This window comes from Tsukamurella hominis, from assembly GCF_965137015.1.
GTDB lineage: Bacteria > Actinomycetota > Actinomycetes > Mycobacteriales > Mycobacteriaceae > Tsukamurella > Tsukamurella hominis.
In genome coordinates, this window is sequence record NZ_CBCRZG010000009.1 from 119,205 (window position 1) to 141,165 (window position 21,961).

General features: G+C 72.9%; 22 protein-coding genes. 17 read left to right on the forward strand and 5 right to left on the reverse strand.

The features are described 5' to 3' along the window. Positions 1-13: 13 nt before the first annotated feature. Together ACM9LD_RS13620 and ACM9LD_RS13625 are read left to right on the forward strand one after the other, a co-directional pair. Positions 14-1,348 (forward strand): nicotinate phosphoribosyltransferase, encoded by a 1,335-nt coding sequence (locus ACM9LD_RS13620; RefSeq protein WP_224646361.1) that lies wholly within the window; start codon positions 14-16, stop codon positions 1,346-1,348. Beyond that, the gene (locus ACM9LD_RS13625; RefSeq protein ID WP_415677169.1) at positions 1,345-1,893 is read left to right on the forward strand and encodes an isochorismatase family protein; all 549 of its coding nucleotides are present in this window, start codon (positions 1,345-1,347) and stop codon (positions 1,891-1,893) included. Before ACM9LD_RS13620 ends, ACM9LD_RS13625 begins: the two co-directional genes overlap by 4 nt. A gap of 9 nt (positions 1,894-1,902) precedes the next feature. On the opposite strand, the gene ACM9LD_RS13630 is transcribed toward ACM9LD_RS13625, so the two are convergent. Beyond that, the gene (locus ACM9LD_RS13630; protein WP_415677170.1) at positions 1,903-2,874 is read right to left on the reverse strand and encodes an alpha/beta fold hydrolase; all 972 of its coding nucleotides are present in this window, start codon (positions 2,872-2,874) and stop codon (positions 1,903-1,905) included. Between the two features lie 71 nt (positions 2,875-2,945). Between ACM9LD_RS13630 and ACM9LD_RS13635 the strand changes: the two genes are divergently transcribed. The 11 genes from ACM9LD_RS13635 (at position 2,946) to ACM9LD_RS13685 (ending at position 12,476) form a co-directional block, all read left to right on the forward strand. Beyond that, the gene (locus tag ACM9LD_RS13635; protein ID WP_415677171.1) at positions 2,946-3,518 is read left to right on the forward strand and encodes a TetR/AcrR family transcriptional regulator; all 573 of its coding nucleotides are present in this window, start codon (positions 2,946-2,948) and stop codon (positions 3,516-3,518) included. Positions 3,519-3,603: 85 nt separating this feature from the next. Then, entirely contained in the window at positions 3,604-3,846 is a 243-nt protein-coding gene (locus ACM9LD_RS13640; RefSeq protein WP_415677172.1) for a thiamine-binding protein, read from the forward strand. Then, a complete protein-coding gene (locus ACM9LD_RS13645; RefSeq protein ID WP_415677173.1) occupies positions 3,839-4,219 on the forward strand; it encodes a helix-turn-helix domain-containing protein in 381 nt (126 codons plus the stop codon). The genes ACM9LD_RS13640 and ACM9LD_RS13645 overlap by 8 nt, the downstream gene beginning before the upstream one ends. Positions 4,220-4,337: 118 nt before the next feature. Next, positions 4,338-4,859 (forward strand): 2-oxo-4-hydroxy-4-carboxy-5-ureidoimidazoline decarboxylase, encoded by a 522-nt coding sequence (gene uraD / locus ACM9LD_RS13650; RefSeq protein WP_415677174.1) that lies wholly within the window; start codon positions 4,338-4,340, stop codon positions 4,857-4,859. Further along, positions 4,856-5,203: a hydroxyisourate hydrolase gene (gene uraH / locus ACM9LD_RS13655; protein WP_415677175.1), complete on the forward strand. Its 348-nt coding sequence runs from the start codon at positions 4,856-4,858 to the stop codon at positions 5,201-5,203. The genes uraD and uraH overlap by 4 nt, the downstream gene beginning before the upstream one ends. Before the next feature lie 5 nt (positions 5,204-5,208). Further along, positions 5,209-6,114, forward strand: coding sequence for a factor-independent urate hydroxylase (pucL, locus tag ACM9LD_RS13660; protein ID WP_415677176.1), 906 nt, complete (start codon positions 5,209-5,211; stop codon positions 6,112-6,114). Between the two features lie 13 nt (positions 6,115-6,127). Then, the gene (locus ACM9LD_RS13665; RefSeq protein ID WP_415677177.1) at positions 6,128-7,501 is read left to right on the forward strand and encodes a nucleobase:cation symporter-2 family protein; all 1,374 of its coding nucleotides are present in this window, start codon (positions 6,128-6,130) and stop codon (positions 7,499-7,501) included. Positions 7,502-7,724: 223 nt separating this feature from the next. After that, a complete protein-coding gene (locus ACM9LD_RS13670) occupies positions 7,725-8,561 on the forward strand; it encodes a hydroxypyruvate isomerase family protein (RefSeq protein WP_415677178.1) in 837 nt (278 codons plus the stop codon). Positions 8,562-8,610: 49 nt separating this feature from the next. Then, entirely contained in the window at positions 8,611-9,492 is an 882-nt protein-coding gene (locus ACM9LD_RS13675; protein WP_415677179.1) for a 2-hydroxy-3-oxopropionate reductase, read from the forward strand. Positions 9,493-9,515: 23 nt separating this feature from the next. After that, complete coding sequence (gene gcl, locus ACM9LD_RS13680; protein WP_415677180.1) at positions 9,516-11,336, forward strand: glyoxylate carboligase; 1,821 nt, start codon at positions 9,516-9,518, stop codon at positions 11,334-11,336. 9 nt (positions 11,337-11,345) lie between these two features. Next, positions 11,346-12,476, forward strand: a complete 1,131-nt coding sequence (locus tag ACM9LD_RS13685; RefSeq protein ID WP_415677181.1) for a glycerate kinase — start codon at positions 11,346-11,348, stop codon at positions 12,474-12,476. A 32-nt stretch (positions 12,477-12,508) separates the two neighbouring features. On the opposite strand, the gene ACM9LD_RS13690 is transcribed toward ACM9LD_RS13685, so the two are convergent. From ACM9LD_RS13690 to ACM9LD_RS13700, 3 genes are all read right to left on the reverse strand, one after another. Beyond that, positions 12,509-13,687: an oxygenase MpaB family protein gene (locus ACM9LD_RS13690; protein ID WP_415677182.1), complete on the reverse strand. Its 1,179-nt coding sequence runs from the start codon at positions 13,685-13,687 to the stop codon at positions 12,509-12,511. Positions 13,688-13,752: 65 nt separating this feature from the next. Continuing rightward, positions 13,753-14,415, reverse strand: coding sequence for a hypothetical protein (locus ACM9LD_RS13695; protein ID WP_415677183.1), 663 nt, complete (start codon positions 14,413-14,415; stop codon positions 13,753-13,755). A 32-nt stretch (positions 14,416-14,447) separates the two neighbouring features. After that, complete coding sequence (locus ACM9LD_RS13700) at positions 14,448-14,807, reverse strand: nuclear transport factor 2 family protein (protein ID WP_415677184.1); 360 nt, start codon at positions 14,805-14,807, stop codon at positions 14,448-14,450. 70 nt (positions 14,808-14,877) lie between these two features. Between ACM9LD_RS13700 and ACM9LD_RS13705 the strand changes: the two genes are divergently transcribed. Next, a complete protein-coding gene (locus tag ACM9LD_RS13705) occupies positions 14,878-15,837 on the forward strand; it encodes a LysR family transcriptional regulator (protein WP_415677185.1) in 960 nt (319 codons plus the stop codon). Here the strand turns inward: ACM9LD_RS13705 and ACM9LD_RS13710 are convergent. Continuing rightward, entirely contained in the window at positions 15,750-16,988 is a 1,239-nt protein-coding gene (locus ACM9LD_RS13710; RefSeq protein ID WP_415677186.1) for an MFS transporter, read from the reverse strand. The two genes, ACM9LD_RS13705 and ACM9LD_RS13710, sit on opposite strands and share 88 nt — an antisense overlap. A gap of 90 nt (positions 16,989-17,078) precedes the next feature. Here ACM9LD_RS13710 and ACM9LD_RS13715 point away from each other — a divergent pair, with 90 nt between their 5' ends. From ACM9LD_RS13715 to ACM9LD_RS13725, 3 genes are all read left to right on the forward strand, one after another. Continuing rightward, on the forward strand, positions 17,079-17,729 hold the full coding sequence (locus ACM9LD_RS13715; RefSeq protein ID WP_224646388.1) for a GntR family transcriptional regulator: 651 nt from the start codon (positions 17,079-17,081) through the stop codon (positions 17,727-17,729). Positions 17,730-17,780: 51 nt separating this feature from the next. Continuing rightward, positions 17,781-19,826: an ATP-dependent DNA helicase gene (locus ACM9LD_RS13720; RefSeq protein ID WP_415677187.1), complete on the forward strand. Its 2,046-nt coding sequence runs from the start codon at positions 17,781-17,783 to the stop codon at positions 19,824-19,826. A 120-nt stretch (positions 19,827-19,946) separates the two neighbouring features. Then, entirely contained in the window at positions 19,947-21,947 is a 2,001-nt protein-coding gene (locus ACM9LD_RS13725) for an alpha-1,4-glucan--maltose-1-phosphate maltosyltransferase (RefSeq protein WP_415677188.1), read from the forward strand. Positions 21,948-21,961: the final 14 nt, after the last annotated feature.

The following is a 21,961-nucleotide window of genomic DNA, read 5'->3' on the forward strand; positions in this document are numbered from 1 at the left end:
TAGGGTACCCAGTGTGACGGTAGATGAAAACGGGGCCGACTCCTCCTGGCGCAGCTCCGCCCTGCTCACGGATCAGTACGAGCTCACCATGCTCGCGGCGGCCCTCAAGGACGGCACGGCGCACCGGCCCTGTGTCTTCGAGGTCTTCGCGCGACGGCTGCCGGCGGGCCGCCGGTACGGCGTGGTGGCCGGCACCACGCGGGTGCTCGACGAGCTCCGCCGGTTCCGCTTCGGGCCCGCCGAGCTCGCCGTCGTCGAGCGCTTCCTCGACGCGGAGACGCTGGCCTGGCTCAGGGACTACCGGTTCACGGGCGAGATCGACGGCTACCGCGAGGGCGAGCTCTACTTCCCCGGTTCCCCGCTCCTGACCGTGCGCGCGACCTTCGCGGAGGGCGTGATCCTGGAGACGCTGATCCTGTCGATCCTCAACCACGACAGCGCGATCGCCTCCGCCGCCGCCCGCATGGTCTCCGCCGCCGCGGGGCGCCCGCTGATCGAGATGGGCTCGCGGCGCACGCACGAGCGGGCCGCGGTGGCCTCCGCCCGCGCGGCCTACCTGGCCGGGTTCGCCACCACCTCCAACATGGAGGCGGCCCGGACGTACGGCGTCCCGTCGGGCGGCACGGCCGCGCACGCCTTCACCCTGCTGCACACCGGCCCGGACGGCCCCGACGAGGAGGCCGCCTTCGCGGCCCAGGTCGCGGCGCAGGGGCCCGGTACCACGCTGCTGGTGGACACCTACGACATCACCGAGGGCGTCAACCGCGCGGTCCGGGCCGCGGGACCGGAGCTCGGTGGCGTGCGGATCGATTCGGGCGACCTCGGCATCATCACCCGGCAGGTGCGGGCGCAGCTCGACGGCCTGGGCGCGACGCGGACCAAGATCGTGGTCTCGGGCGATCTGGACGAGTACGCGATCGGCGCGCTGCGCGCGGAGCCGATCGACGTCTACGGCGTCGGTACCTCGCTCGTCACCGGCTCGGGCGCCCCCACCGCGGGGATGGTCTACAAGCTCGTCGAGGTCGACGGCCTGCCCGTCGCGAAACGCAGCTCGCACAAGGAGACCCAGGGCGGCGAGAAGCGCGCGGTGCGGCTCGCGCGCGGCACCGGCACCATCGTCGAGGAGCTGCTGCACCGGCCCGGGGCCACCCCGACGGTGCCGGCGCACCTCACCGCGACGCCGCTGCAGATCCCGCTGGTGCGCGGCGGCGACCAGGTCGACGGGCTGCCGACCCTCGAGGACGCGCGGGCGCACCTGCGCGACGCCCTGGTGACGCTGCCGTGGGAGGGGCTGGGCCTGTCGAACGGCGAGCCCGCGATCCCGACCCGGCTGGAGGAGAAGCGATGACGACGGCGCTGATCGTCGTGGACGTGCAGAACGACTTCTGCGAGGGCGGCTCGCTGGCCGTCGCGGGCGGCGCGCAGGTGGCGCGGCGCATCCACGACGACCTGCTGGAGTCCTATCCGGTGATCGCCGCGACCCGCGACTGGCACATCGACCCCGGCGCGCACTTCTCCGCGACCCCGGACTACGTGGACTCGTGGCCGGTGCACTGCCGGGCGCGCACCGAGGGCGCGCAGTTCCACCCGAACCTGCGGCTGCCGGTGCGGGTGCCGGTGTTCAGCAAGGGCGCCTACTCGGCGGCGTACTCGGGCTTCGAGGCGCACGATCCCGACGGCGCCTCGCTCGCGGAATGGCTCGCGGCGCACGACGTCTCGTCGGTCGACGTGGTGGGCATCGCCACGGACCACTGCGTGCGCGCCACGGCACTCGACGCCGTGGCCGCCGGCCTGACGGTGCGCGTGCTCGCCGAGTACACCGCGGGCGTCGCCGAGGAGTCGACGCGCGCCGCGCTGGCGGAGTTCGTCGCCGCCGGGATCACGGTCGCCTGAGCCCCCGACTCATCCGGGCCGTCGTGCCATCAGCGCCGACAGTTCGGCGAGCAGCTCGTCGGGGTACTGCATCGGGAGCGAGTGCGTCCCGTCGGGCCAGACGCGGACCGTCGCGTTCGGGAGGGCGCGGGCCCGGTCGGCCGCGGCGGCGGTGTCGGTGACCGCGCTCCGGCCGCCGAGGCCGACGAAGACGGGCATCGTCAGCCGCGCGAGCGCGGCGTCGTCGGGCCGGACGGGCGTCGGGAGCGCGGCGCGGTACCCCGCCGCGGCGGCGTCGATCATGGCGCCGATCGGGCTGCTGGTGGTGTCGGCCTCGTCGGCCCCGCCGATGGATGCGAGCCCCTTCCGCCGCCACGACTCGGGCAGGAAGGGCAGCGCCGAGGGCAGCGTCGCGACGTACATCTGCCAGCGGAGCCCGGCGAAGACGAGGATCGGCTCCCACAGTGTCAGGGTGGCGACCCGATCGGGATGGCGCACCGCGAGGTTCGCGGCGCTCCACGCGCCGAAGGAGTGCCCGACGAGGTGCGCGCGGCCGATCCCGAGGGCCGTCATCGTCTCCGCGAGCCAGGCCGCCTGGTCGTCGGCGCCGGCCAGCGGCCGGTCCTGCACGCTCATGCCCGCATCGCCCAGCGCGTCGACGGCGTAGACCTCCCGATCGCGCAGGCGCGCCACTACGTCCGCCCACATGGGGACACCCGAGGATCGCCCCGGCACCAACAGGATCGGCGCCTCCCCGGGCCGGGGCGTCCCGAACCGGTAGGCGCGGACGATGCCGTACCCGGTGCGCACGTCCCGCGTCTCCGACGGTGCCGGCAGGTCACGGAGGGCGCGGTCGTACCGCTCGAGGTACGTCGCGCGGGCGTCCGCCGACCGCCAGTACCCGACGGGGCTCGGATCGCGCACGAGGTAGGCGCCCACCGCACCGAGGACCACCGCCGCCACCGCCCCGACCATCACCGCTCGCCGGATCCGTCGTCCCATGTCGCACCTCCTTGGCAATGCATTCGCATTGTAACAAGTTCGCGATGCACTCGCATTGCTACGATCGACGGGTGCCGAAGCAGGTGGACCACGAGGAACGTCGCGCCGAGATCGACCGCGTCGTGTGGACGATCATCGCCGAGGAGGGCATCGCCGCCGTCACCCTCCGCGCCATCGCCGCACGCGGCGACATCTCGATGGGCCGCATCCAGCACTACTTCCCCACCCGCGACGCCATCGTCCGGCACGCACTCACGTCGTACCTGGCGCTGGCGGAGCGGGCCCACCCCCTCCCGGACGATCCGCGTGAGGCCCTGACGATGCTGCTCACCCACGCGATCCCGCGCGACGGGGCGCGACGGCTCGGCGCGAAGGTCTGGTACGCCTACCTCGCCGAGGCGGTCACCGATCCCGGCCTCCGCGCGATCGTCGACGAGACGCTGCGGGGCGCCGAGGACCTCGCCACGGACCTGCTCGACGGTGACCGTGACCGCGCGCGGGCGCTCCTCGCCGCGGCGGACGGCTTCGCCTACCGCGCGCTGATCGGCGTCGTCACCGCCGACGAGGCCGAGACCGCCGTCCGCGACCTCGCCGGCCCGACCCCGCGCCGGACCCGACGCCCGCCGGACCCGACCCGCGGGTAGCGAGCGCCGGATGCACACGTTTCCCCAGGAAGCAGCGCGGACCAACGCTGTCGGGTTCCGATCGGGGCGGGGCTACAGTGCAGACATGCGCCTGACCGCCGAATTCACCAGCGAACCCTTCGAGGGCGAGGGAACGGTGCCGACGCACGCCGACCGCGCCGTCGGAGCACTGCGGGCCGCCGGCCTGGAACACAACTTCGGTCCGCTCGGCACCTCCGTGGAGGGTGACCGCGATTCCGTGCTCGACGCACTGCGAGACGCCCTCGATGCGGCGTTCACAGGCGGCGCGACCCGCGTCACCGTGCAGATCGAGCGGACCGATGACTGAACCCGAACATCCGCTGCTCGAGGCCGTGCGGGACCTCGTGGACCGGATCGACGGCACCGTCGTGACAGTGGCCGAATTGCGGCCGTCGGACGTGCCGCTGCGCTGGGAGGGCCGCACCGTGGGTGGCGTGCGCCTCTCCGCCGCGGACCCGGCGGAGCCCCTCGCCGGCGACCTGGACACCCTCCTCGAGCGGCTCGCGGAGGAACTGGGAGCACCCCTGAACGAGTTGGACCGCAAGGACAAGCAGCGAGCCGTTCGCCTGCTCGAGGAGCGCGGCGCGTTCACCTTCCGCAAGTCCACCGAGACGGTGGCCGAGGCACTCGGAGTCACCCGGTTCACGGTGTACAACTACCTCAACCGCCTGCGCGCCTGACCTGGACCGAGCGACGCTCGGCAACATTTTTTCAACAAACTGTTGACGTGACTCAGATCACATGTCATTCTTCGATCAGTGGAAAACCTCTTCCGCAGACCGAAAGAAGGCAGGTCAGATGGACCTCGAAGACTTCAACTCGGCGCCTGAGGCCGATATCCGGGCGACTCTACTCGCGTGTTGCGATGTGCGCTCGTGGAGCGATGCGGTCATCGACGGACGGCCCTACGCCGATGCCTCCGACGCCCTCCGGGTGGCCGGCACCGCCGCCCTGGCGTTCACCCCCGCCGACGTGGATCGCGCACTCGCCTCCCATCCGCGGATCGGCGAGCGCGCCGCGGGCGCTTCCACCGAGGCCGCGTGGTCCCGCAAGGAGCAGTCGGGCGTCGCCACCGACGCGCAGACGCAGGCCGCCCTCCTCGCCGGCAACGGCGCCTACGAGGAGCGCTTCGACCGCGTCTTCCTCATCAACGCCGCGGGACTGGACGCGACGACGGTGCTCGCCGAGCTGCACCGGCGGCTCGAGAACGCGCCGGACGCCGAGGCCGCCGAAGTCGCCCGCGAGCTCCGCGGGATCGCGCTGCGCCGCCTCGCCCGGGTCCTGGAACTGGAAGACGAACTCGCAGAGAGGCAGTCATGAGCACGGTCACCACCCACGTCCTCGACACCGCACGCGGTGTCCCCGCCGCCGGGGTCCCGATCCGGATGGACCGGGTCGGGCCGGACGGCACCGTCGACCCCGTGGCACAGGGCGTCACGGACGACGACGGCCGGATCCGCGACCTCGGCCCGGACGACCTGGCCGCCGGCGTCTACCGCCTGACCTTCGACACCGCGACGTACTCCGCGGCGACGGGGCAGGAGAACTTCTTCCCCGAGGTCGCCATCACCTTCCGCCTGATCGCGGTCGACGGCGCCGTTCCCCACCACCACGTCCCGCTCCTCCTCAGCCCGTTCCACTACTCCACCTACAAAGGAAGCTGACCACCATGGCAATCCACTTGGGCCCCAACCAGTACGGCAAGGCGGAGAACCGCGTGGTGCGGATCTACCGCGACACCGCCCGGCACACGATCCGCGACCTCAACGTGTCCTCGGCGCTGCGTGGCGACTTCCAGGACGCCCACATCAGCGGCGACCAGGCGGCGGTGCTGCCGACCGACACCCAGAAGAACACCGCGTTCGCCTTCGCCAAGGAGAAGGGCATCGGCGCGATCGAGGACTACGCCCTCACGCTGGGCGGTCATTTCATCGACTCCACCCCCAAGGCCGACGGCGCTCGCATCGAGGTGCACGAGTACCCCTGGGACCGGATCCAGGTCGACGGTGCCGGCCACGACCACGCCTTCGTCCGCTCCGGCGGCGGCGTACGGTCCACCGTCGTCAACGTCGACGGCCGCGGCGCCGACCGCCGCTCCCACGTGGTCTCCGGCATCCACGACCTGACGCTGCTCAAGTCCACCGGCTCGGAGTTCCACGGCTTCCTCAAGGACAAGTACACGACGCTGCAGGAGACGGACGACCGGATCCTCGCCACGTCGCTCGTCGCCAAGTGGCGCTACGACCACACGGACGTGGACTGGGACAAGTCCTTCGACTCGATCCGCGCGATCCTGCTCCAGCGCTTCGCCGAGATCCACAGCAAGGCACTGCAGCAGACCCTCTACGGCATGGGTCAGTCCGTGCTCGAACAGCACCCCGAGGTCGCGGAGATCAAGTTCTCGGCGCCGAACAAGCACCACTTCCTGGTGGACCTCTCCCCCTTCGGCGTGGAGAACCCCGGCGAGGTGTTCATCGCGGCCGACCGCCCCTACGGCCTGATCGAGGCGAGCGTCGTGCGCGACGACGCCTCCGACGCCGGCTCGGCGTGGCACGGCGTGCCCGGATTCTGCTAGCGGGGCGACGACCATGACCACAGCCACCGAGGTCCGGCCCGAGGACGAACGCCTCCCGCTCGGCAAGACCTTCGTCTACGGACTCCAGCACATCCTCACGATGTACGGCGGCGTCATCGCGCCCCCGCTCATCGTGGGCGGCGCCGCGGGCCTGTCCGCCACGGACATGAGCCTGCTCGTGACCGCGGGCCTGTTCGTGAGCGGCCTCGCGACGATCCTGCAGACCATCGGCATCGGCCCGCTCGGCGCGCGCCTACCGATCGTGCAGGGGCTCTCGTTCGCCAGCGTCTCGACGATGACCGCCATCGCGCAGGACGGCGGCGTGCGGCCCATCTTCGGCGCGATCATCGTCGCCGGACTCATCGGCCTCGTCCTCAGCTCCTTCTTCGCGAAGCTGGTGCGGTACTTCCCGCCGGTGGTGACGGGCACGATCATCACGGTGATCGGCCTGTCGCTCCTCCCCGTGACCTTCAACTGGGCGCAGGGCGGCAACGCCAAGGCCGCCGACTACGGCTCGATGGCCAACATCGGGCTGGCCGGCGCGACGGTGCTGATCATCCTGGTGATCAGCCGCCTGTTCCAGGGCGCGATCTCGCGGCTGTCGATCCTCATCGGCATCGTCGTCGGCACGGTCATCGCCGCCTTCATGGGGAAGCTCGACTTCTCCAAGGTCGGCGACGGACCGATCTTCTCGCTGCCGCCGGTCATGCACTTCGGCAGCCCGACGTTCCAGATCGGCGCCATCATCTCGATGACGATCGTGATCCTGGTGATCATGACGGAGACCACCGCCGACATCCTCGCCATCGGCGAGATCGTCGGCACCCCCGTCGATTCGAAGCGGGTCGCCAACGGCCTGCGCGCCGACATGCTCTCGACCGCGGTGGCCCCCGCGTTCAGCGCCTTCCCGTGCAGCGCATTCGCGCAGAACGTGGGCCTGGTGGCGCTCACGGGGATCAAGAGCCGGTACGTGGTGGCGATGGGCGGCGGCATCCTCGCGTTCCTGGGACTGCTCCCCGTCGTGGGCCGGGTGATCGCGGCGATCCCCTACCCCGTGCTCGGCGGCGCCGGCCTGGTGCTGTTCGGCTCCGTGGCCGCCAGCGGCATCAAGACGCTCTCCCGCGTGAACTTCGACGGCAACCTCAACATGGTGATCGTCGCCGTCTCCATCGGCATGGGCATGATCCCCGTGGCGGCGCCCGACTTCTGGCACGCCTTCCCGACCGCGGTCGGCACGGTCATGCACTCGGGGATCAGCGCCGCCGCCGTGGTCGCGGTGGTCCTGAACTTCCTGTTCAACGAGATCACGGCGGGCAACCGACCGGACGTCTCGGTGTTCGCAGCAGCCCCCGACGAACGCGGCAACCCGATCCCGAACGGCGACTGAGGCCCGCCCGGCCGGCCTCCCGGCCGGACCGCCTCGACGAGAGCCGGAGTGTGCGCTGCGCACTCCGGCTCTCGTCTTCCCGAACCCCTTGACGTGACCACCATCACATGCCACAATTCCATAGTACGGAAATGATCTTTCCGACAGGCGAAAGCTTGCAGGTCGTATCGGACCTCGCCAGAACCTGCATCGCCCGTACGCCCCGCCTGATGAAGGAGCCCCCATGAACGCGAACGCCCCCGCCAAGTACACGGTCAACTGCTCGATCCTGCTCGCCGACACCCCGATCTTCGAGCGGCCCCGCGTGGTCCGCGAGGCCGGCTTCGAGGCCGTCGAGTTCTGGTGGCCGTTCCCCACGGCCGTGCCGAGCGACCGTCAGGTCGACGCCTTCGTGACGGCGATCGAGGACGCGGGCGTGCAGCTCACGGGCCTGAACTTCGCGGCCGGCGACATGCCCGGCGGCGAGCGCGGCATCCTCTCCGATCCCGCCCGCGTCGCCGAGTTCCGCGACAACATCGACGTCGTCGTCGGCATCGGCGAACGCCTGGGCACCCCCGCCTTCAACGCCCTGTACGGCAACCGGATCGACGGCGTCGACGCCGCCGAGCAGGACGCCGTCGCCGCCGAGAACCTCGCCGCCGCGGGCCGCGCCGCCGCCGGGATCGGCGCCGTCGTCCTCATCGAGCCGGTCAGCGGCGCCCCGCGCTACCCGCTGCTCACCGCGGCCGACGCCGTGACCGTCATCGACCGCGTCCGGGAGCAGTCCGGCGTCGACTCCCTGCGACTGCTCGCCGACCTGTACCACCTGCAGGTCAACGGCGACGACGTCGCCGCCGCCATCGACACCCACGCCGGCCTGATCGGCCACGTCCAGATCGCCGACGATCCCGGCCGCGGCGAGCCCGGCACCGGGACCCTCGACCTCGACGGCCACCTCGCCCACCTCGAGCGCGTGGGCTACCGCGGGCCGATCGGCCTGGAGTACAAGCAGACCCAGGACGATCCCTTCGCCTGGCTCCCCCGCGAGCAGCGCGCGGCCCGCGTCGTCGCCGCCTCCTGAGCCCCCAGCCACCCGATCCTCCGATCGACGACCCGACACAAGGAATCTCATGACGAACATCGCCTTCATCGGACTCGGCATCATGGGCAGCCCCATGGCCGTGCACCTCGCGAACGCCGGCCACACGGTGGCGGGCTTCAACCGCACCCCCGAGCGGGCCAAGCCGCTCGTCGACGCCGGCGGCCGCGCCGCCGCCTCGATCGCCGACGCCGTCGCCGACGCCGAGGTCATCGCGGTGATGGTGCCCGACTCCCCCGACGTGCAGGCCGTGCTCGCGGGCGAGGGCGGCGTCTTCGACAACGCCCCCGCCGGCGCGCTGATCATCGACTTCTCCAGCATCCGGCCCGACGTGACGACCGAGCTCGCGAAGCAGGCCGCCGAACGCGGCTTCCGCCTCATCGACGCGCCCGTGTCGGGCGGCGAGGCGGGCGCGATCAACGCCGCGCTGTCGATCATGGTCGGCGGCACGCCCGAGGACTTCGCCGCGGCGCAGCCCGTGCTCGACGTGGTCGGCAAGACCATCGTGCACGTGGGCCCCAACGGCTCCGGGCAGACCGTCAAGGCCGCGAACCAGCTCATCGTGGCCGGCAACATCCAGCTCCTGGCCGAGGCGATCATCTTCCTCGAGGCGTACGGCGTGGACACCGCCGCCGCCGTCCAGGTGCTCGGCGGCGGGCTCGCGGGCTCCGCCGTGCTCAACCAGAAGGCACAGAAGATGCTGGACCGCGAATTCGAGCCCGGGTTCCGGATCGAGCTGCACCACAAGGACCTCGGCATCGTCACCGCCGCCGCCCGCGAGGCCGGCGTCGTCGCACCGCTCGGCGGCCTCGTCGCCCAGCTCATGGCCTCCGCCCGCGCCAACGGCGACGGCCCCCTCGACCACTCCGCGCTGCTGCGCGGCGTCGAGCGCCTGTCCGGCCGCACGTCCTAACCCGAAGACATTGGAGAACTGACATGGCTCGTATGCGTGCCGCCGAAGCAGCGGTCAAGATCATGGAGCTCGAGGGCGCCACCCAGGCGTTCGGCGTCCCCGGCGCCGCCATCAACCCCTTCTACGCGGCGATGCGCGCGCACGGCGGCATCGGCCACGTGCTGGCCCGCCACGTCGAGGGCGCCTCGCACATGGCGGAGGGCTTCACCCGCGCCGAGGCCGGCAACATCGGTGTCTGCATCGGCACGTCCGGCCCCGCCGGCACCGACATGATCACCGGGTTGTACTCGGCCATGGCCGATTCCATCCCCATCCTCGCCATCACCGGCCAGGCGCCCGTCGCGCGCCTGCACAAGGAGGACTTCCAGGCGGTCGACATCGCCTCCATCGCGAAGACCGTCACCAAGATGGCCGTCACCGTGCTCGAGCCCGCGCAGGTGCCGGGCGTCTTCGCGCAGGCCTTCCACCTCATGCGTTCGGGTCGGCCCGGCCCCGTCCTCATCGATCTGCCCATCGACGTGCAGCTCGCCGAGATCGAGTTCGACCCGGACACCTACACCCCGCTGCCCGTGCACAAGCCCGCCGCGACCCGCGCGCAGGCGGAGAAGGCGCTGGACATGCTGGCCGCGGCCGAGCGACCGCTCCTCGTGGCCGGCGGCGGCATCATCAACGCCGACGCCTCCGACAAGCTGGTCGAGCTCGCCGAGCTGCTCGACGTCCCCGTCATCCCGACCCTCATGGGCTGGGGCACGATCCCCGACGACCACCGCCTCGCCGCGGGCATGGTGGGCCTGCAGACCGCGCACCGCTACGGCAACGCGACGATGCTCGCCTCGGACTTCGTGCTGGGCATCGGCAACCGCTGGGCGAACCGGCACACCGGCGGGCTCGACACCTACCGCGAGGGCCGGACGTTCGTCCACGTGGACATCGACCCCACCCAGATCGGCCGGGTCTTCGCGCCGGACTACAGCATCGTCTCCGACGCCGGGGCCGCGCTGGAGCAGCTGGTGGAGGTCGCCCGGGAGCGGCGGGCCGCCGGCACGCTTCCGGACCGCTCCGCCTGGGTCGAGTCCTGCGCCGAGCGCAAGCGCACGATGCAGCGCCGCACGCACTTCGACGACGTGCCGATCAAGCCGCAGCGCGTCTACGAGGAGATGAACAAGGCCTTCGGCCGCGACACCCGGTACGTCAGCACGATCGGTCTTTCGCAGATCGCCGGCGGGCAGTTCCTGCACGTCTTCAAGCCGCGCCACTGGATCAACTGCGGCCAGGCCGGCCCGCTGGGCTGGACCATCCCCGCGGCCCTCGGCGTGGTCAAGGCCGCGCCCGGAACCGACGTGGTGGCGCTCTCGGGCGACTACGATTTCCAGTTCATGATCGAGGAACTGGCGGTCGCGGCGCAGTTCAACCTGCCCTACGTCCACGTCGTGGTGAACAACTCCTACCTGGGCCTGATCCGGCAGGCGCAGCGCGCCTTCGACATGGACTTCCAGGTCCAGCTGGGCTTCGACAACATCAACGCCGATGTCGACGACGCCCACAGCACCACCGGCTCGGACCCGATGCCCCTGGCCCCCAAGGGCTACGGCGTCGACCACGTCAAGGTCGCGGAGGGCCTGGGCTGCAAGGCCGTGCGCGTGACCGACCCGGCGGAGATCGCCGCGACGCTCACCCGCGCGCAGCAGATGGCCCGCGAGCACAAGGTGCCCGTGGTCGTCGAGATCTTCCTGGAGCGCGTCACCAACATCGCGATGGGCACCGAGCTCGACAACGTCGCCGAGTTCGAGGATCTCGCGACCGTCGGCACCGACGCGCCCACCGCCCTCCTGCTGCTCGACTAGGAGGACGCGATGACGACGGTGCTGCTCTCGCCCGACAAGTTCAAGGGCTCCCTCTCCGCGGCGGGCGTCGCGGACGCCCTCGCCCGCGGCATCGCGGACGTCGCGCCGGACTGGGTGTGCGTCCGCGCCCCCATCGCGGACGGCGGGGACGGCACCGTCGACGCCGCCGTGGCCGCGGGGTGGGAGCGGGTCGCGGTGGAGACCACCGGCCCGACCGGGGTCCCGCACACGACGTCGTACGCCCGCGGCGGCCCGACGGCCGTGGTCGAGCTCGCGTCGGCCGTCGGCCTGGAGCTGCTGCCCGGCCGCGAGCCGGACGCGCTCGGCGCCACCACCTTCGGCCTGGGCACGGTGATCCGGCACGCGCTCGAACACGGCGCGCAGCACATCGTCCTCGGCCTCGGCGGCAGCGCCTCGACCGACGGCGGCGCCGGCATGCTGCAGGCGCTGGGCGTGTCGATCACCGACCGCGCGGGCGAGCCCGTGCGGCCGGGCGGCACCGCGCTGCTGCAGGCCGCGCGCGTCGACCTCGCCGGCCTGCTCCCCGAGGCGCGCGGCGCGCGGTTCACGCTCGCGTGTGACGTCGACAATCCGCTGCTCGGACCCGACGGCGCGGCCGCCGTCTACGGCCCGCAGAAGGGGGCGACCGCCGCGCAGGTCACCCTGCTCGACGGCGCCCTGCGCACCTGGGCCGACGTGGTGGCGGAGGCGACGGGCGCCGACCTGCGGGAGACGCCGGGCGCGGGGGCCGCGGGCGGCACGGGCTTCGGCGCGATGGCGGTGCTCGGCGCCGTGGCCCGGCCGGGCGTCGACATCGTGCTGGAGCTCGCCGACTTCGCGGACAAGGTCCGGGCGGCGGACCTCGTGATCACGGGCGAGGGGTCACTCGACGCACAATCGCTGCACGGCAAGGCGCCGGTCGGCGTCGCCTCCGCGGCCCGCGCGGCCGGGGTGCCGGTCATCGCGGTGGCGGGGCGCAGCGCACTCACCGCGGAGCAGATCCACGCGGCGGGCTTCCGGCGCGCGATGGCGCTGTCCGAGATCGAGCCCGATCCCGCGCGCTCGATGGCGAACGCCGCCGAGCTCCTGCGCCGCATCGGCCGGTCCATCGCCGCGGGCGCCGGCGGCCGGCTGGGCTGATCGGCGCCGGCCCGGCCGCCGAGCGGGGGCGGTCAGCGGGGGCCGTTGCGGCGCAGCCAGGTGGCGATCTGACGCTCGCCGCGCACCGTCGCCCAGCGCCGGGCGGCGGGCGAGAACCGGGCCGCGACCTGGACGGGCGCGTGGCTCGCCCACGCGACGGGCACGGCCCACGGCAGCTCGGCGGGGAGCCCCAGGTCGCGCAGGCCCTGCCGGCCGGCGAAGACGCCCTCGAGGCTGCCCAGGTAACGCTGATAGAAGCCCCGCCGCAGCCCCTGTGCGATCGGGTACCGGTGCCGGCCCCAGTTGCCGTACAGCGCGCGGCCGAGGACGGCGGAGTCCGCGTCGGGTCCGGGCGCGTACTGGCCTATTTGCACCATGCGGCGCCGGCCCTCCCCCTCGGTCGCGGGCAGGACGTGTTCGTCGAGGCCGAGAAGCCAGCCGACGTAGCGCCACAGCGCCATCACGTCGCGGCCCTCGTCCGCGGAGACGGGCATGCCCAGCGCGCGCAGACCGAGCAGGAAGGTCGTGGAGAAGAGGCCGAGCGTGCCCAGCTGATCGGACTGGTTGATGGGCACGCCCCACTGCGCCCGGTCCCAGTCGTCGCGGCGCAGCAGGGTCGTGTTGGCGAGGCCGTGGATCACCCGGACCTTCACGGCCGACCGCCAGGCGAGCCCGTGCGGTCGCACGTCGCCGCCGATGATCTCCGACCACCACTGCGTGGTCTCGTGGATGCGGGCGTCCACCCCGTCGACCATGCCGCCCGTCGCGACGAGCTGGCGCGTGGTCGCGGAGGTCGTGTACCCGGTCATGAGCGACGCCGTCGCGAGGACGTCGAGCCCGAGCGAGCCGGACCGCCGGCAGACGGCGGCGCCGCGCTCGCAGGCGTCGAAGTCCACCCACGCGGGCGTCGCGGCGGCGCCGACCGCGCCCAGCAGCTCCTGGAGCTCGGGGTTCTCCGTGGCGCCTGACGCCAGCGCCGCGTCGAGGTCGCGCATCCCGAAGGCGCGATCGTCGATCATCGCGCGGCCGAGCCGGTTGCCGAGCTCGTCGCCGCGGTCCACCGCTTCGCCCGCCCAGGCGATCTCCTCCGCCGTGAACGGGCGGCGGTCCTTCTGCAGGAGCCGGAGGGCACGCACGCTGCCGGCGGCCCACTCGGGGTCGCGGTCGAAACGTGCGGGGGTGTCGACGGTGCGGGGGGCTGCGAGGGTCATGGCCCGAGCGTAACCCAATCTGGCTACATCCTGTAGCCACAATCTCGTAACGGTCTCCCCGCCGCCTAGGAGGACGCCTCCCGCAGGCGCCTGAGCACCGCGGACAGCTCTCGGTTGCTGAGGATCCCCGCCACCATGATCTCCTCGACCGTCGTGGGCGAGGCGTCGATCCGGCCGGCGCTCGCCGCGATCGCCAGGTGCATCCCGCCGACCGCGATCATCCGCGCCGACAACTGCGCATCCTCGTGCTCCGGCGGATCGTCGAGGATCTCCTCGGCCTGGGCCGCCATGGCGCCCGCGAGCAGGTCGATCAGCGCCTCCCGCCGCGCCCGGAGGCCGGGGTGCACGTCCGCACCGACGAGCAGGGCGGACCGGCGCGGATCGGCACCGATCGCGCCGAGCGAGCTGCGCACGCCCGCCCGCACCTTCCGTTCGACGACGTCGGGCGCCTCCGGCGCGACCGCCGCGATCGCGGTGGCGACGTCGCCCATGAGCTCCGCAGCCATGACGTCGAAGGCAGCGGTGAGCACGTCGTCCGGCGAGTCGAAGGCCTCGCGGAAGTAGCGCGCGTGCAGGCCCGCCTCGGCGCACAGCGAACGCGCGCTCACCGCGGCGACGCCGTCGCGGGCGACCACGGTGAGCGCGGCGTCGAGGAACCGCGCGCGCCGCTCCTCGCGGCGCGCCTCGGCGCTCGCGCCGCTGTAGCGGCGCCCCTCGGTCTCGGTCATCGGGCCAGCGTATCGCCCGCGACGCCCGCGGATCAGGCGGAGGCGGCGAGGATCTCGCGCGGGTCGAAGGTGACGTTCACCGCGGTGATCAGGCCGTCCTCGACGCGGGTCCAGTTCGCGACCGCGGTCGCGGGCGCGCCGCCCATGCCCAGGTCGAACCAGGTGATCACGTCGCGGTCGTCCGCGAGACGGGCACGGACGACCAGCGAGTCGGTGGCCTGCGCCATGCCGCCGAGCCCCTGGAGGAACTCGTCGGGCCCGTGCGCGACGCCGAAGACCCCGGTGAAGACGCAGTCGGGTGCCAGGTACGGGCGGAGCGGGACGAAGTCCTTGGCCTCCCAGCAGCGGAAGTAGGTCTCGGCGATCAGGCGGGGTGTGCTGTTCTCGGTCATGGCTCCACTCTGCGGTCACCGCAGTCATAAGTCCAACAGCTGCATCTGATCTGACCTATCATCAACAGTGATGGAACTGCATCAGCTCCGCTACCTCGTCGCCGTGGCCGACCGTGGCTCGTTCACCGCCGCCGCCGAGGCGCTGCACGTCGCCCAGTCCGGCGTCTCCGCCCAGGTCGCCAAGCTCGAACGCGAACTGGGACACCGCCTGCTCGAACGCGGGGCCCGCACCGTCGGCCTCACGCCCGAGGGGGCCGAGCTGCTGCCGCACGCCCGGGCCGCGCTCGCCGCCGTGGACGCCGTGCGGACCGTCGCCGACGAGCTCACCGGCGTCGTCCGCGGCCACGTGCGGCTCGGCACCGTCATCGGGTGCACGATCCCCGGCTACCTCACGGGCTTCGCCGCGTTCCGCGTCGCGCACCCGGCGGTCACCGTCGACGTCGTGGAGGGCGATTCGGACGACCTCGTCGCCGACCTCAGGGCCGGAGTGCTCGACGTCGCGCTCGTCGCGCACGCCCGGCCGCTGCCGGAGCCCCTACCCGCGCATCGCCTGATCCGCGAGCCGCTCACCGCCGTCGTCCCGGCCGACCACCTGTGGGCCGGACGAGAGTCGGTGACCTGCGCCGACCTCGCCGGTGCGACGGTGCTGTGCCTGCCGCGCGGCACCGGCGTACGCGCCGCGCTCGACATCACGTGCGCCGCGGAGCGCACCGTCGTCGATCCGACGGTGCAGGCGCACTCCCCCGAGGCCCTGCTCGCCCTCGTCGAGCACGGGGCGGGCGTCGCGGTGCTCACGGCGTCGATGGCGGCGGGGAGGCCCGGCCTGGCGACGGTGCCCCTGGCCCGGTCGGCCCGGACCGAGTTGTCCCTCGCGACGCGGGCGGCACCGTCGGCGGCCGCGGGCGCGATGACCCGCACGCTGCGCGCGCACCTCACCGGCGATCAGGCAGCCGCGGGCCGCCAGCGGGTCAGCGCCGCGCCGAGCGCGACCACCGTGAGCGCCGCGACGCCGAGCCCGAGCGCCGGGTAGGTCCACGCCGAGACGACCATGCCGGAGGCGAGGCCGCCGCCCGCGCCGGCCACCGCGATGAGCACGTCGACCTTGCCCTGCACCCGGGCCCGGTCGGCGAGGTCGGTCCCGTCGACGACGAGCGCGGTCCCCGCGACCAGCCCGATGTTCCAGCCGACACCGAGCAGCACGAGCGCGACGATGTTGACCGCGAGCGACTCCCCCGGCACGAGGGCCGAGACCAGGCCCGCGGCGGCGAGCACGACGCCAGAGGCCACCACCATCGGGACGCGACCGATCCGGTCGACGAGGACGCCCGTGATCGGCGACGGGAGGTACATGCCCGCGATGTGCAGGCCGATCACCATGCCGACGGCCCCGAGCCCGTGCGCGTTCGCCGCCATGTGCACGGGCGTCATCGTCATCACCGCGACCATCGCGATCTGGGTGACCACCATGACCGCCGCGCCGAGGAAGGCCGCGGGCCGGACACCCCCGCCGGGCGCCCCCGCCGCGGCCTCGGGGACGGCGCCGAGCTCGCGGGCGAGCAGCAGCGGGTCCGGACGCAGCAGGACGAGGATCACGGCGCCGGCCGCGGCGAAGGCGACGCCCGCGAGCAGGAAGGGGCCCGCCAGCGCCGGCAGTCCGAGCCCGCGCGCGAGGGAGCCGAGCGGCGTGACCAGGTTCGGGCCCGCCACCGCGCCCAGCGTGGTGGACACCAGCGCGAGGCTCACCGCGATGGCGCGCTTCGCGGGTGCCGCGAGGTCCGTGCCCGCGTACCGCGCCTGCAGGTTCGTCGCGGTACCGGCGCCGTAGAGCAAGAAGGACGCGAACAGCAGCGGGACGCTCCCGATGCCCGCGGCGAGGACCACACCGGCCGCGCCGACGGCGCCGGTCGCGAATCCCGCCGCGAGCCCGAGCCGGCGCCCGGAGCGCTGGCTGATCCGCCCCACCAGGTAGGCCGCTCCCGCGGAGCCGAAGGTGAAAACGGCGACCGGCAGCCCGGAGAGCGCCTCCGAGCCGAGCATCTCCTGCGCGAGCAGGGCGCCGACGGTGACGCCCGCCGCGAGCCCGGCGCCGCCGAGCACCTGGGCGAACATGACGACGGCGAGGGTGCGGCGCTGCACCTGCTCCCGCACCGAACCGGCCTCGACCTCGATGTCCACGCTCATGCCCCGTCCTTCCAACTTGTATCCCAGTTGTATCCTAATGAGCCGGGTACTGTCCAGAGGTCCCGCGACATCCCGCAGCGAAGGAGCGTCATGCCCGCAGCCGACGGCGCCCCCACCGCGGCCGAGCGCGCGCACGCCCACATCCGCGACGCCATCGTGGGCGGGGGCCTCGAACCGGGCACGATGCTCAGCGAGAACGCGCTGGCCGGCGAGCTCTCGATGAGCCGCACTCCCGTGCGCGCCGCGCTGGCGCGGCTGCAGGAGGAGGGCTGGGTCCGCATCTACGCCCAGCGCGGCGCGCAGGTGCAGGGGCTCACCCCGCGGGAGATCCGCGAGTCCGCCCAGTTGCGGCTGGCCCTGGAGTCCGCGGGCGTCTTCCACTCCGGTGAGGCGGCGCGGCGGGATCTCGACGAGCGCATGCAGCCGAACCTCGCGGAGCAGGAGCGGGCGCTGCGGGCCGGCGACTTCCCCGCTTTCGCCGAGGCCGCGATGGCCTTCCACAGCGCCTTCGTCGACCTCGCGGACAACGAGTTGATGTCCGCGACCTACGCGCGCCTACGGGACCGGCAGCGGTTCTCCCTGACCCACCACGCCGGCCGCATCATCGGGGACGCCGACCACACGATCGCCGACCACCGCGCCGTCCTCGCGGCCGCCGTCGCGGGCGACACCATCGAGTTCACGCGGCTCCTCGACGCCCATCAGCGCGACAGCTACGGCACCGGCGGCCCGCACCTGTAGCCCCGGCCGGGCCTCCCCGGCGCGAGGCCGCCGGACGGCTAGACTCCCCGGGTGAGCGAACCGCCGATCGTGCCGAAACTGTTGGACACCGCGGTCACCGCGCTCGGCGGCAGCAAGCGCGAGGGCCAGGTGCGGATGGCCGCGGCCGTCGCCCACTCGCTGGACACCGGCGAGCACCTCGCCGTGCAGGCCGGCACCGGCACCGGCAAATCACTGGCCTACCTCGTGCCCGCGATCCGGCACGCCGTGACCTCCCGCAAGACCGTCGTCGTGAGCACCGCGACGATCGCCCTGCAGCAGCAGCTCGTGGACCGCGACCTGCCCCGCCTGGCGAAGGCGCTGAAGCCGGACCTGGGCCGCGAGCCCGAGTTCGCCATCCTCAAGGGCCGCGGGAACTACCTGTGCCTCAACAAGTTGCACAGCTCCGTCGCCTCGGAGCCCGACAGCGAGGAGCTCTTCGATCCCTTCGCCGCGTCGCGGCTCGGCCGGGACATGAAGCGCCTGCGCGAGTGGAGCAGCGACACCGAGACCGGCGACCGCGACGAGCTCACCCCCGCCGTGAGCGACCAGTCCTGGCGGCTGGTCAGCGTCGGCGCCCGCGAGTGCCTCGGCGCCACCAACTGCACCTACGGTCAGGACTGCTTCGCCGAGGCGGCGCGCAAGCGCACCGGCCAGGTGGACGTGGTGGTCACCAACCACGCGCTCCTCGCGATCGACGCGATGACCGAGGTCAAGGTGCTGCCCGAGCACGACGCCGTCATCGTCGACGAGGCCCACGAGCTGGTGGACCGGGTCACCTCGGTCGCCACCGCCGAGCTCACCGGCGCGACCGTCGCCGCCGCGGCCCGCCGCGCGGGCAAGTTGGTCGAGGAGGAGATCGCCGACTCCCTCGTCGCGGCCTCGGAGGGGCTCACCCGCCTGCTCGACGACTCCGGCACGCGGCGCTGGCTCGGCCTGCCCGACGGTGCCGGCCCCGCCCTCGCGGCCGTCCGCGACGCCGCGTGGGCCACCCGCACCGCCGTCGGCCCGGCGCGCGGCGCCAACCTCGACGCCGACGCCGCCGCGGCGCGCAGCGCAGCGCTCACCGCCCTCGACGACGTGCACGACACCGCGGTCCGCGTGCTCACCGCCTTCGACGAGCCCGACGAGTCCAAGCGCCGCGACGTGGTCTGGACCTCCGACGTCCCGAACCGCGGCGGCGGCTTCCGCCGGACGCTGTACGTCGCGCCCCTGTCGGTCGGCGGCCTGCTGCGCACGCGCCTGTTCGGCGAGTCGACGGTCGTGCTCACCTCGGCGACGCTCGCGGTGGGCGGCGCCTTCGACTCCGTCGCCGGATCGTGGGGCCTGCCGCGCGCGGGCGGCGACGCACCGTCGCCCGAGCCCGACCGGGACCCGGCGCTGGCGACCGGCAAGAAGCCGGACGGAAACCTCGAGTGGAGCCACATCGACGTCGGCTCGCCCTTCGACTACGCCCGGTCGGGGATCCTGTACGTCGCCACGAAGCTGCCGCCGCCCGGGCGCGACGGCACGGCGCCCGCGATCCTCGACGAGATCGAGACGCTGCTGACGGCCGCGGGCGGGCGCACCCTGGGCCTGTTCAGCTCCACCCGCGCCGCGAAGGCCGCCGCGGAGGCCCTGCGCGAGCGCGTGGACACACCCATCCTGTGCCAGGGCGAGGGCAACACCGGCCAGCTCGTGCGGGACTTCGCCGCGGACCCGGCGACGTCCCTGTTCGGCACGCTCAGCCTGTGGCAGGGCGTCGACGTGCCGGGGCCGTCGCTCTCGCTCGTGCTCATCGACCGGATCCCCTTCCCTCGGCCGGACGATCCCCTCCTCACGGCCCGGCAGCGCGCCGTCGAATCGCGGGGCGGGAACGGCTTCATGGCGGTCGCGGCCACCCACGCGGCCCTGCTGCTCGCGCAGGGCGTGGGCCGGCTCCTGCGCTCCACCGACGACAAGGGCGTCGTCGCCGTCCTGGACTCGCGCCTCGCGACGGCCCGGTACGGCGGCTTCCTGCGCGCCTCGCTGCCGCCGTTCTGGGAGACCGCGGACCGCGCCACCGCGGTGGCGGCGCTGCAGCGTCTCTCGCAGTCCTGACCCGCGGTTCCGGACCCGTCCGGGCACAACCGGAAAGGCCCGCAGGTGCGGCCGCGCGGGGGCCCGCGCGGGGCGGAAGTACTCGCCCGTAAACCGGCCGCTTCGACTACCGTTGACCCGGTGACAGGGCGCATCGGCATCGACGACATCGAACCCGTGGTGTCGGGCGGGCAATACCCGAGCAAGGCGGTCGTCGGCGAGGTCGTGCCGGTGTCCGCGACCGTCTGGCGCGAGGGCCACGACGCCGTCGCGGCGTCCGTCGTCGTGACGGGGCCGGACGGCACGTCGACCTACATCCGCATGTCGCCCGCGGCCGAACCCGACCGGTTCCACGCCGTCTTCCGCCCGGACCTCACGGGCTACTGGTCGCTGCGGATCGAGGGCTGGTCGGACCCGGCCACCACGTGGCGCAGCGCCGTGCAGAAGAAGCTCGCCGCCGGCCAGGGCCCCGCGGAGCTCGCGAACGACCTGGAGCTCGGGGCGCGCCTGTTCGAGCGCGCCGCCGCCGGCGTGCCCGACGGTGACCGCGGCCCGGTCCTCGCCGCCGCCGCCGCGCTCCGGGCCGACGATCGCAGCCTCGTCGAACGCACCGGCGCCGCACTGCATCCCGACGTCACCCGGCTGCTGCAGCAGTACCCGGTGCGGGAGCTGATCACCAAGTCCCGCACCTACCGGGTCTGGGTGGACCGCACCCGAGCCCTGTTCGGCTCCTGGTACGAACTCTTCCCGCGCTCCACCGGCGGCTGGGACGCCGAGGGCAACCCCGTGCACGGCACGTTCCACACCGCGGCGGAGGAGCTGCCCCGCATCGCGGAGATGGGCTTCGACATCGTCTACCTCCCGCCGGTCCATCCGATCGGGAAGGTGAACCGCAAGGGCCGCAACAACACCCTGACGCCCGAGGAGCACGACGTCGGCGTCCCGTGGGCGATCGGCTCCGACGAGGGCGGGCACGACGCCGTGCACCCCGCACTCGGGACGCTCGACGACTTCGACTACTTCACCCAACGCACCCGCGACCTGGGCATGGAGGTCGCGCTCGACCTGGCCTTCCAGGCCGCGCCGGATCATCCCTGGGCGCGGGAGCACCCGGAGTGGTTCACGGTGCTGCCCGACGGCACCATCGCCTACGCCGAGAACCCGCCGAAGAAGTACCAGGACATCTACCCGATCAACTTCGACGAGGACCGGACCGGCATCTACCGGGAGCTGTTGCGCGTCACCCTGTTCTGGGTGCAGCGCGGCATCGAGATCTTCCGGGTGGACAACCCGCACACCAAGCCGCCGGACTTCTGGTACTGGCTGATCGCCGAGGTGAAGAAGGTCAACCCGAACGTCCTGTTCCTGGCCGAGGCGTTCACCCGCCCGGCGCGGATGTACGGGCTCGCCAAGGCGGGCTTCACGCAGAGCTACACGTACTTCACATGGCGCACCGCGAAGTGGGAGCTTGAGGAGTTCGCGCGGGAGCACGCGGCGCAGGCCGACGTGTGCAGGCCGAACCTCTGGGTGAACACGCCGGACATCCTGCACGAGAGCCTGCAGCACGGCGGGCCGGGGATGTTCGCGATCCGGGCCGCGCTCGCGGGCACCCTCTCCCCCAGCTGGGGTATGTACTCGGGTTACGAGCTCTACGAGCACGTCCCGGTCCGCGAGGGCAGCGAGGAGTACCTCGACTCCGAGAAGTACGAGCTGCGCCCGCGCGACTACAAGGTGGCGCAGAGTCGCGGTGAATCGCTGGAGCCGTGGATCACCCGGCTCAACGAGATCCGCCGCCGCCACCCCGCCCTGCAGCAGCTGCGCAACCTCCACTTCCACGCCGTCGACAACGACGCCCTGATCGCCTACAGCAAGCACGACGCGACCACGGGCGACCTGGTGCTGGTGGTGGTGAACCTCAACCCGTTCGGGGCGGAGGCGGGCAACGTGTGGCTCGACCTGCCGGCACTCGGCCGGGACTGGCACGAGCGCTTCCCGGTGCGCGACGAGGTGTCCGGCGAGGTGTACCACTGGGGGCAGGCGAACTTCGTCCGACTGGAACCCTGGCGCAACGTGGCCCACATCCTGGTCCTCCCGCAACTCGACCCGCAGCAGCGACGGGAACTGTCCTACCGGGAGCCCTAGCGGCGCAACGGCCC

What these genes read in the sequence shown, in the direction of transcription:
- ACM9LD_RS13625 (WP_415677169.1), top strand. Translation starts at nt 1,345, where the DNA reads ATGACGACGGCGCTGATCGTCGTGGACGTGCAGAACGACTTCTGCGAG.
- ACM9LD_RS13630 (WP_415677170.1), bottom strand. Translation starts at nt 2,874, where the DNA reads ATGGGACGACGGATCCGGCGAGCGGTGATGGTCGGGGCGGTGGCGGCG.
- ACM9LD_RS13640 (WP_415677172.1), top strand. Translation starts at nt 3,604, where the DNA reads ATGCGCCTGACCGCCGAATTCACCAGCGAACCCTTCGAGGGCGAGGGA.
- ACM9LD_RS13645 (WP_415677173.1), top strand. Translation starts at nt 3,839, where the DNA reads ATGACTGAACCCGAACATCCGCTGCTCGAGGCCGTGCGGGACCTCGTG.
- uraD (WP_415677174.1), top strand. Translation starts at nt 4,338, where the DNA reads ATGGACCTCGAAGACTTCAACTCGGCGCCTGAGGCCGATATCCGGGCG.
- uraH (WP_415677175.1), top strand. Translation starts at nt 4,856, where the DNA reads ATGAGCACGGTCACCACCCACGTCCTCGACACCGCACGCGGTGTCCCC.
- pucL (WP_415677176.1), top strand. Translation starts at nt 5,209, where the DNA reads ATGGCAATCCACTTGGGCCCCAACCAGTACGGCAAGGCGGAGAACCGC.
- ACM9LD_RS13665 (WP_415677177.1), top strand. Translation starts at nt 6,128, where the DNA reads ATGACCACAGCCACCGAGGTCCGGCCCGAGGACGAACGCCTCCCGCTC.
- ACM9LD_RS13670 (WP_415677178.1), top strand. Translation starts at nt 7,725, where the DNA reads ATGAACGCGAACGCCCCCGCCAAGTACACGGTCAACTGCTCGATCCTG.
- ACM9LD_RS13675 (WP_415677179.1), top strand. Translation starts at nt 8,611, where the DNA reads ATGACGAACATCGCCTTCATCGGACTCGGCATCATGGGCAGCCCCATG.
- gcl (WP_415677180.1), top strand. Translation starts at nt 9,516, where the DNA reads ATGGCTCGTATGCGTGCCGCCGAAGCAGCGGTCAAGATCATGGAGCTC.
- ACM9LD_RS13685 (WP_415677181.1), top strand. Translation starts at nt 11,346, where the DNA reads ATGACGACGGTGCTGCTCTCGCCCGACAAGTTCAAGGGCTCCCTCTCC.
- ACM9LD_RS13690 (WP_415677182.1), bottom strand. Translation starts at nt 13,687, where the DNA reads ATGACCCTCGCAGCCCCCCGCACCGTCGACACCCCCGCACGTTTCGAC.
- ACM9LD_RS13695 (WP_415677183.1), bottom strand. Translation starts at nt 14,415, where the DNA reads ATGACCGAGACCGAGGGGCGCCGCTACAGCGGCGCGAGCGCCGAGGCG.
- ACM9LD_RS13700 (WP_415677184.1), bottom strand. Translation starts at nt 14,807, where the DNA reads ATGACCGAGAACAGCACACCCCGCCTGATCGCCGAGACCTACTTCCGC.
- ACM9LD_RS13705 (WP_415677185.1), top strand. Translation starts at nt 14,878, where the DNA reads ATGGAACTGCATCAGCTCCGCTACCTCGTCGCCGTGGCCGACCGTGGC.
- ACM9LD_RS13710 (WP_415677186.1), bottom strand. Translation starts at nt 16,988, where the DNA reads ATGAGCGTGGACATCGAGGTCGAGGCCGGTTCGGTGCGGGAGCAGGTG.
- ACM9LD_RS13715 (WP_224646388.1), top strand. Translation starts at nt 17,079, where the DNA reads ATGCCCGCAGCCGACGGCGCCCCCACCGCGGCCGAGCGCGCGCACGCC.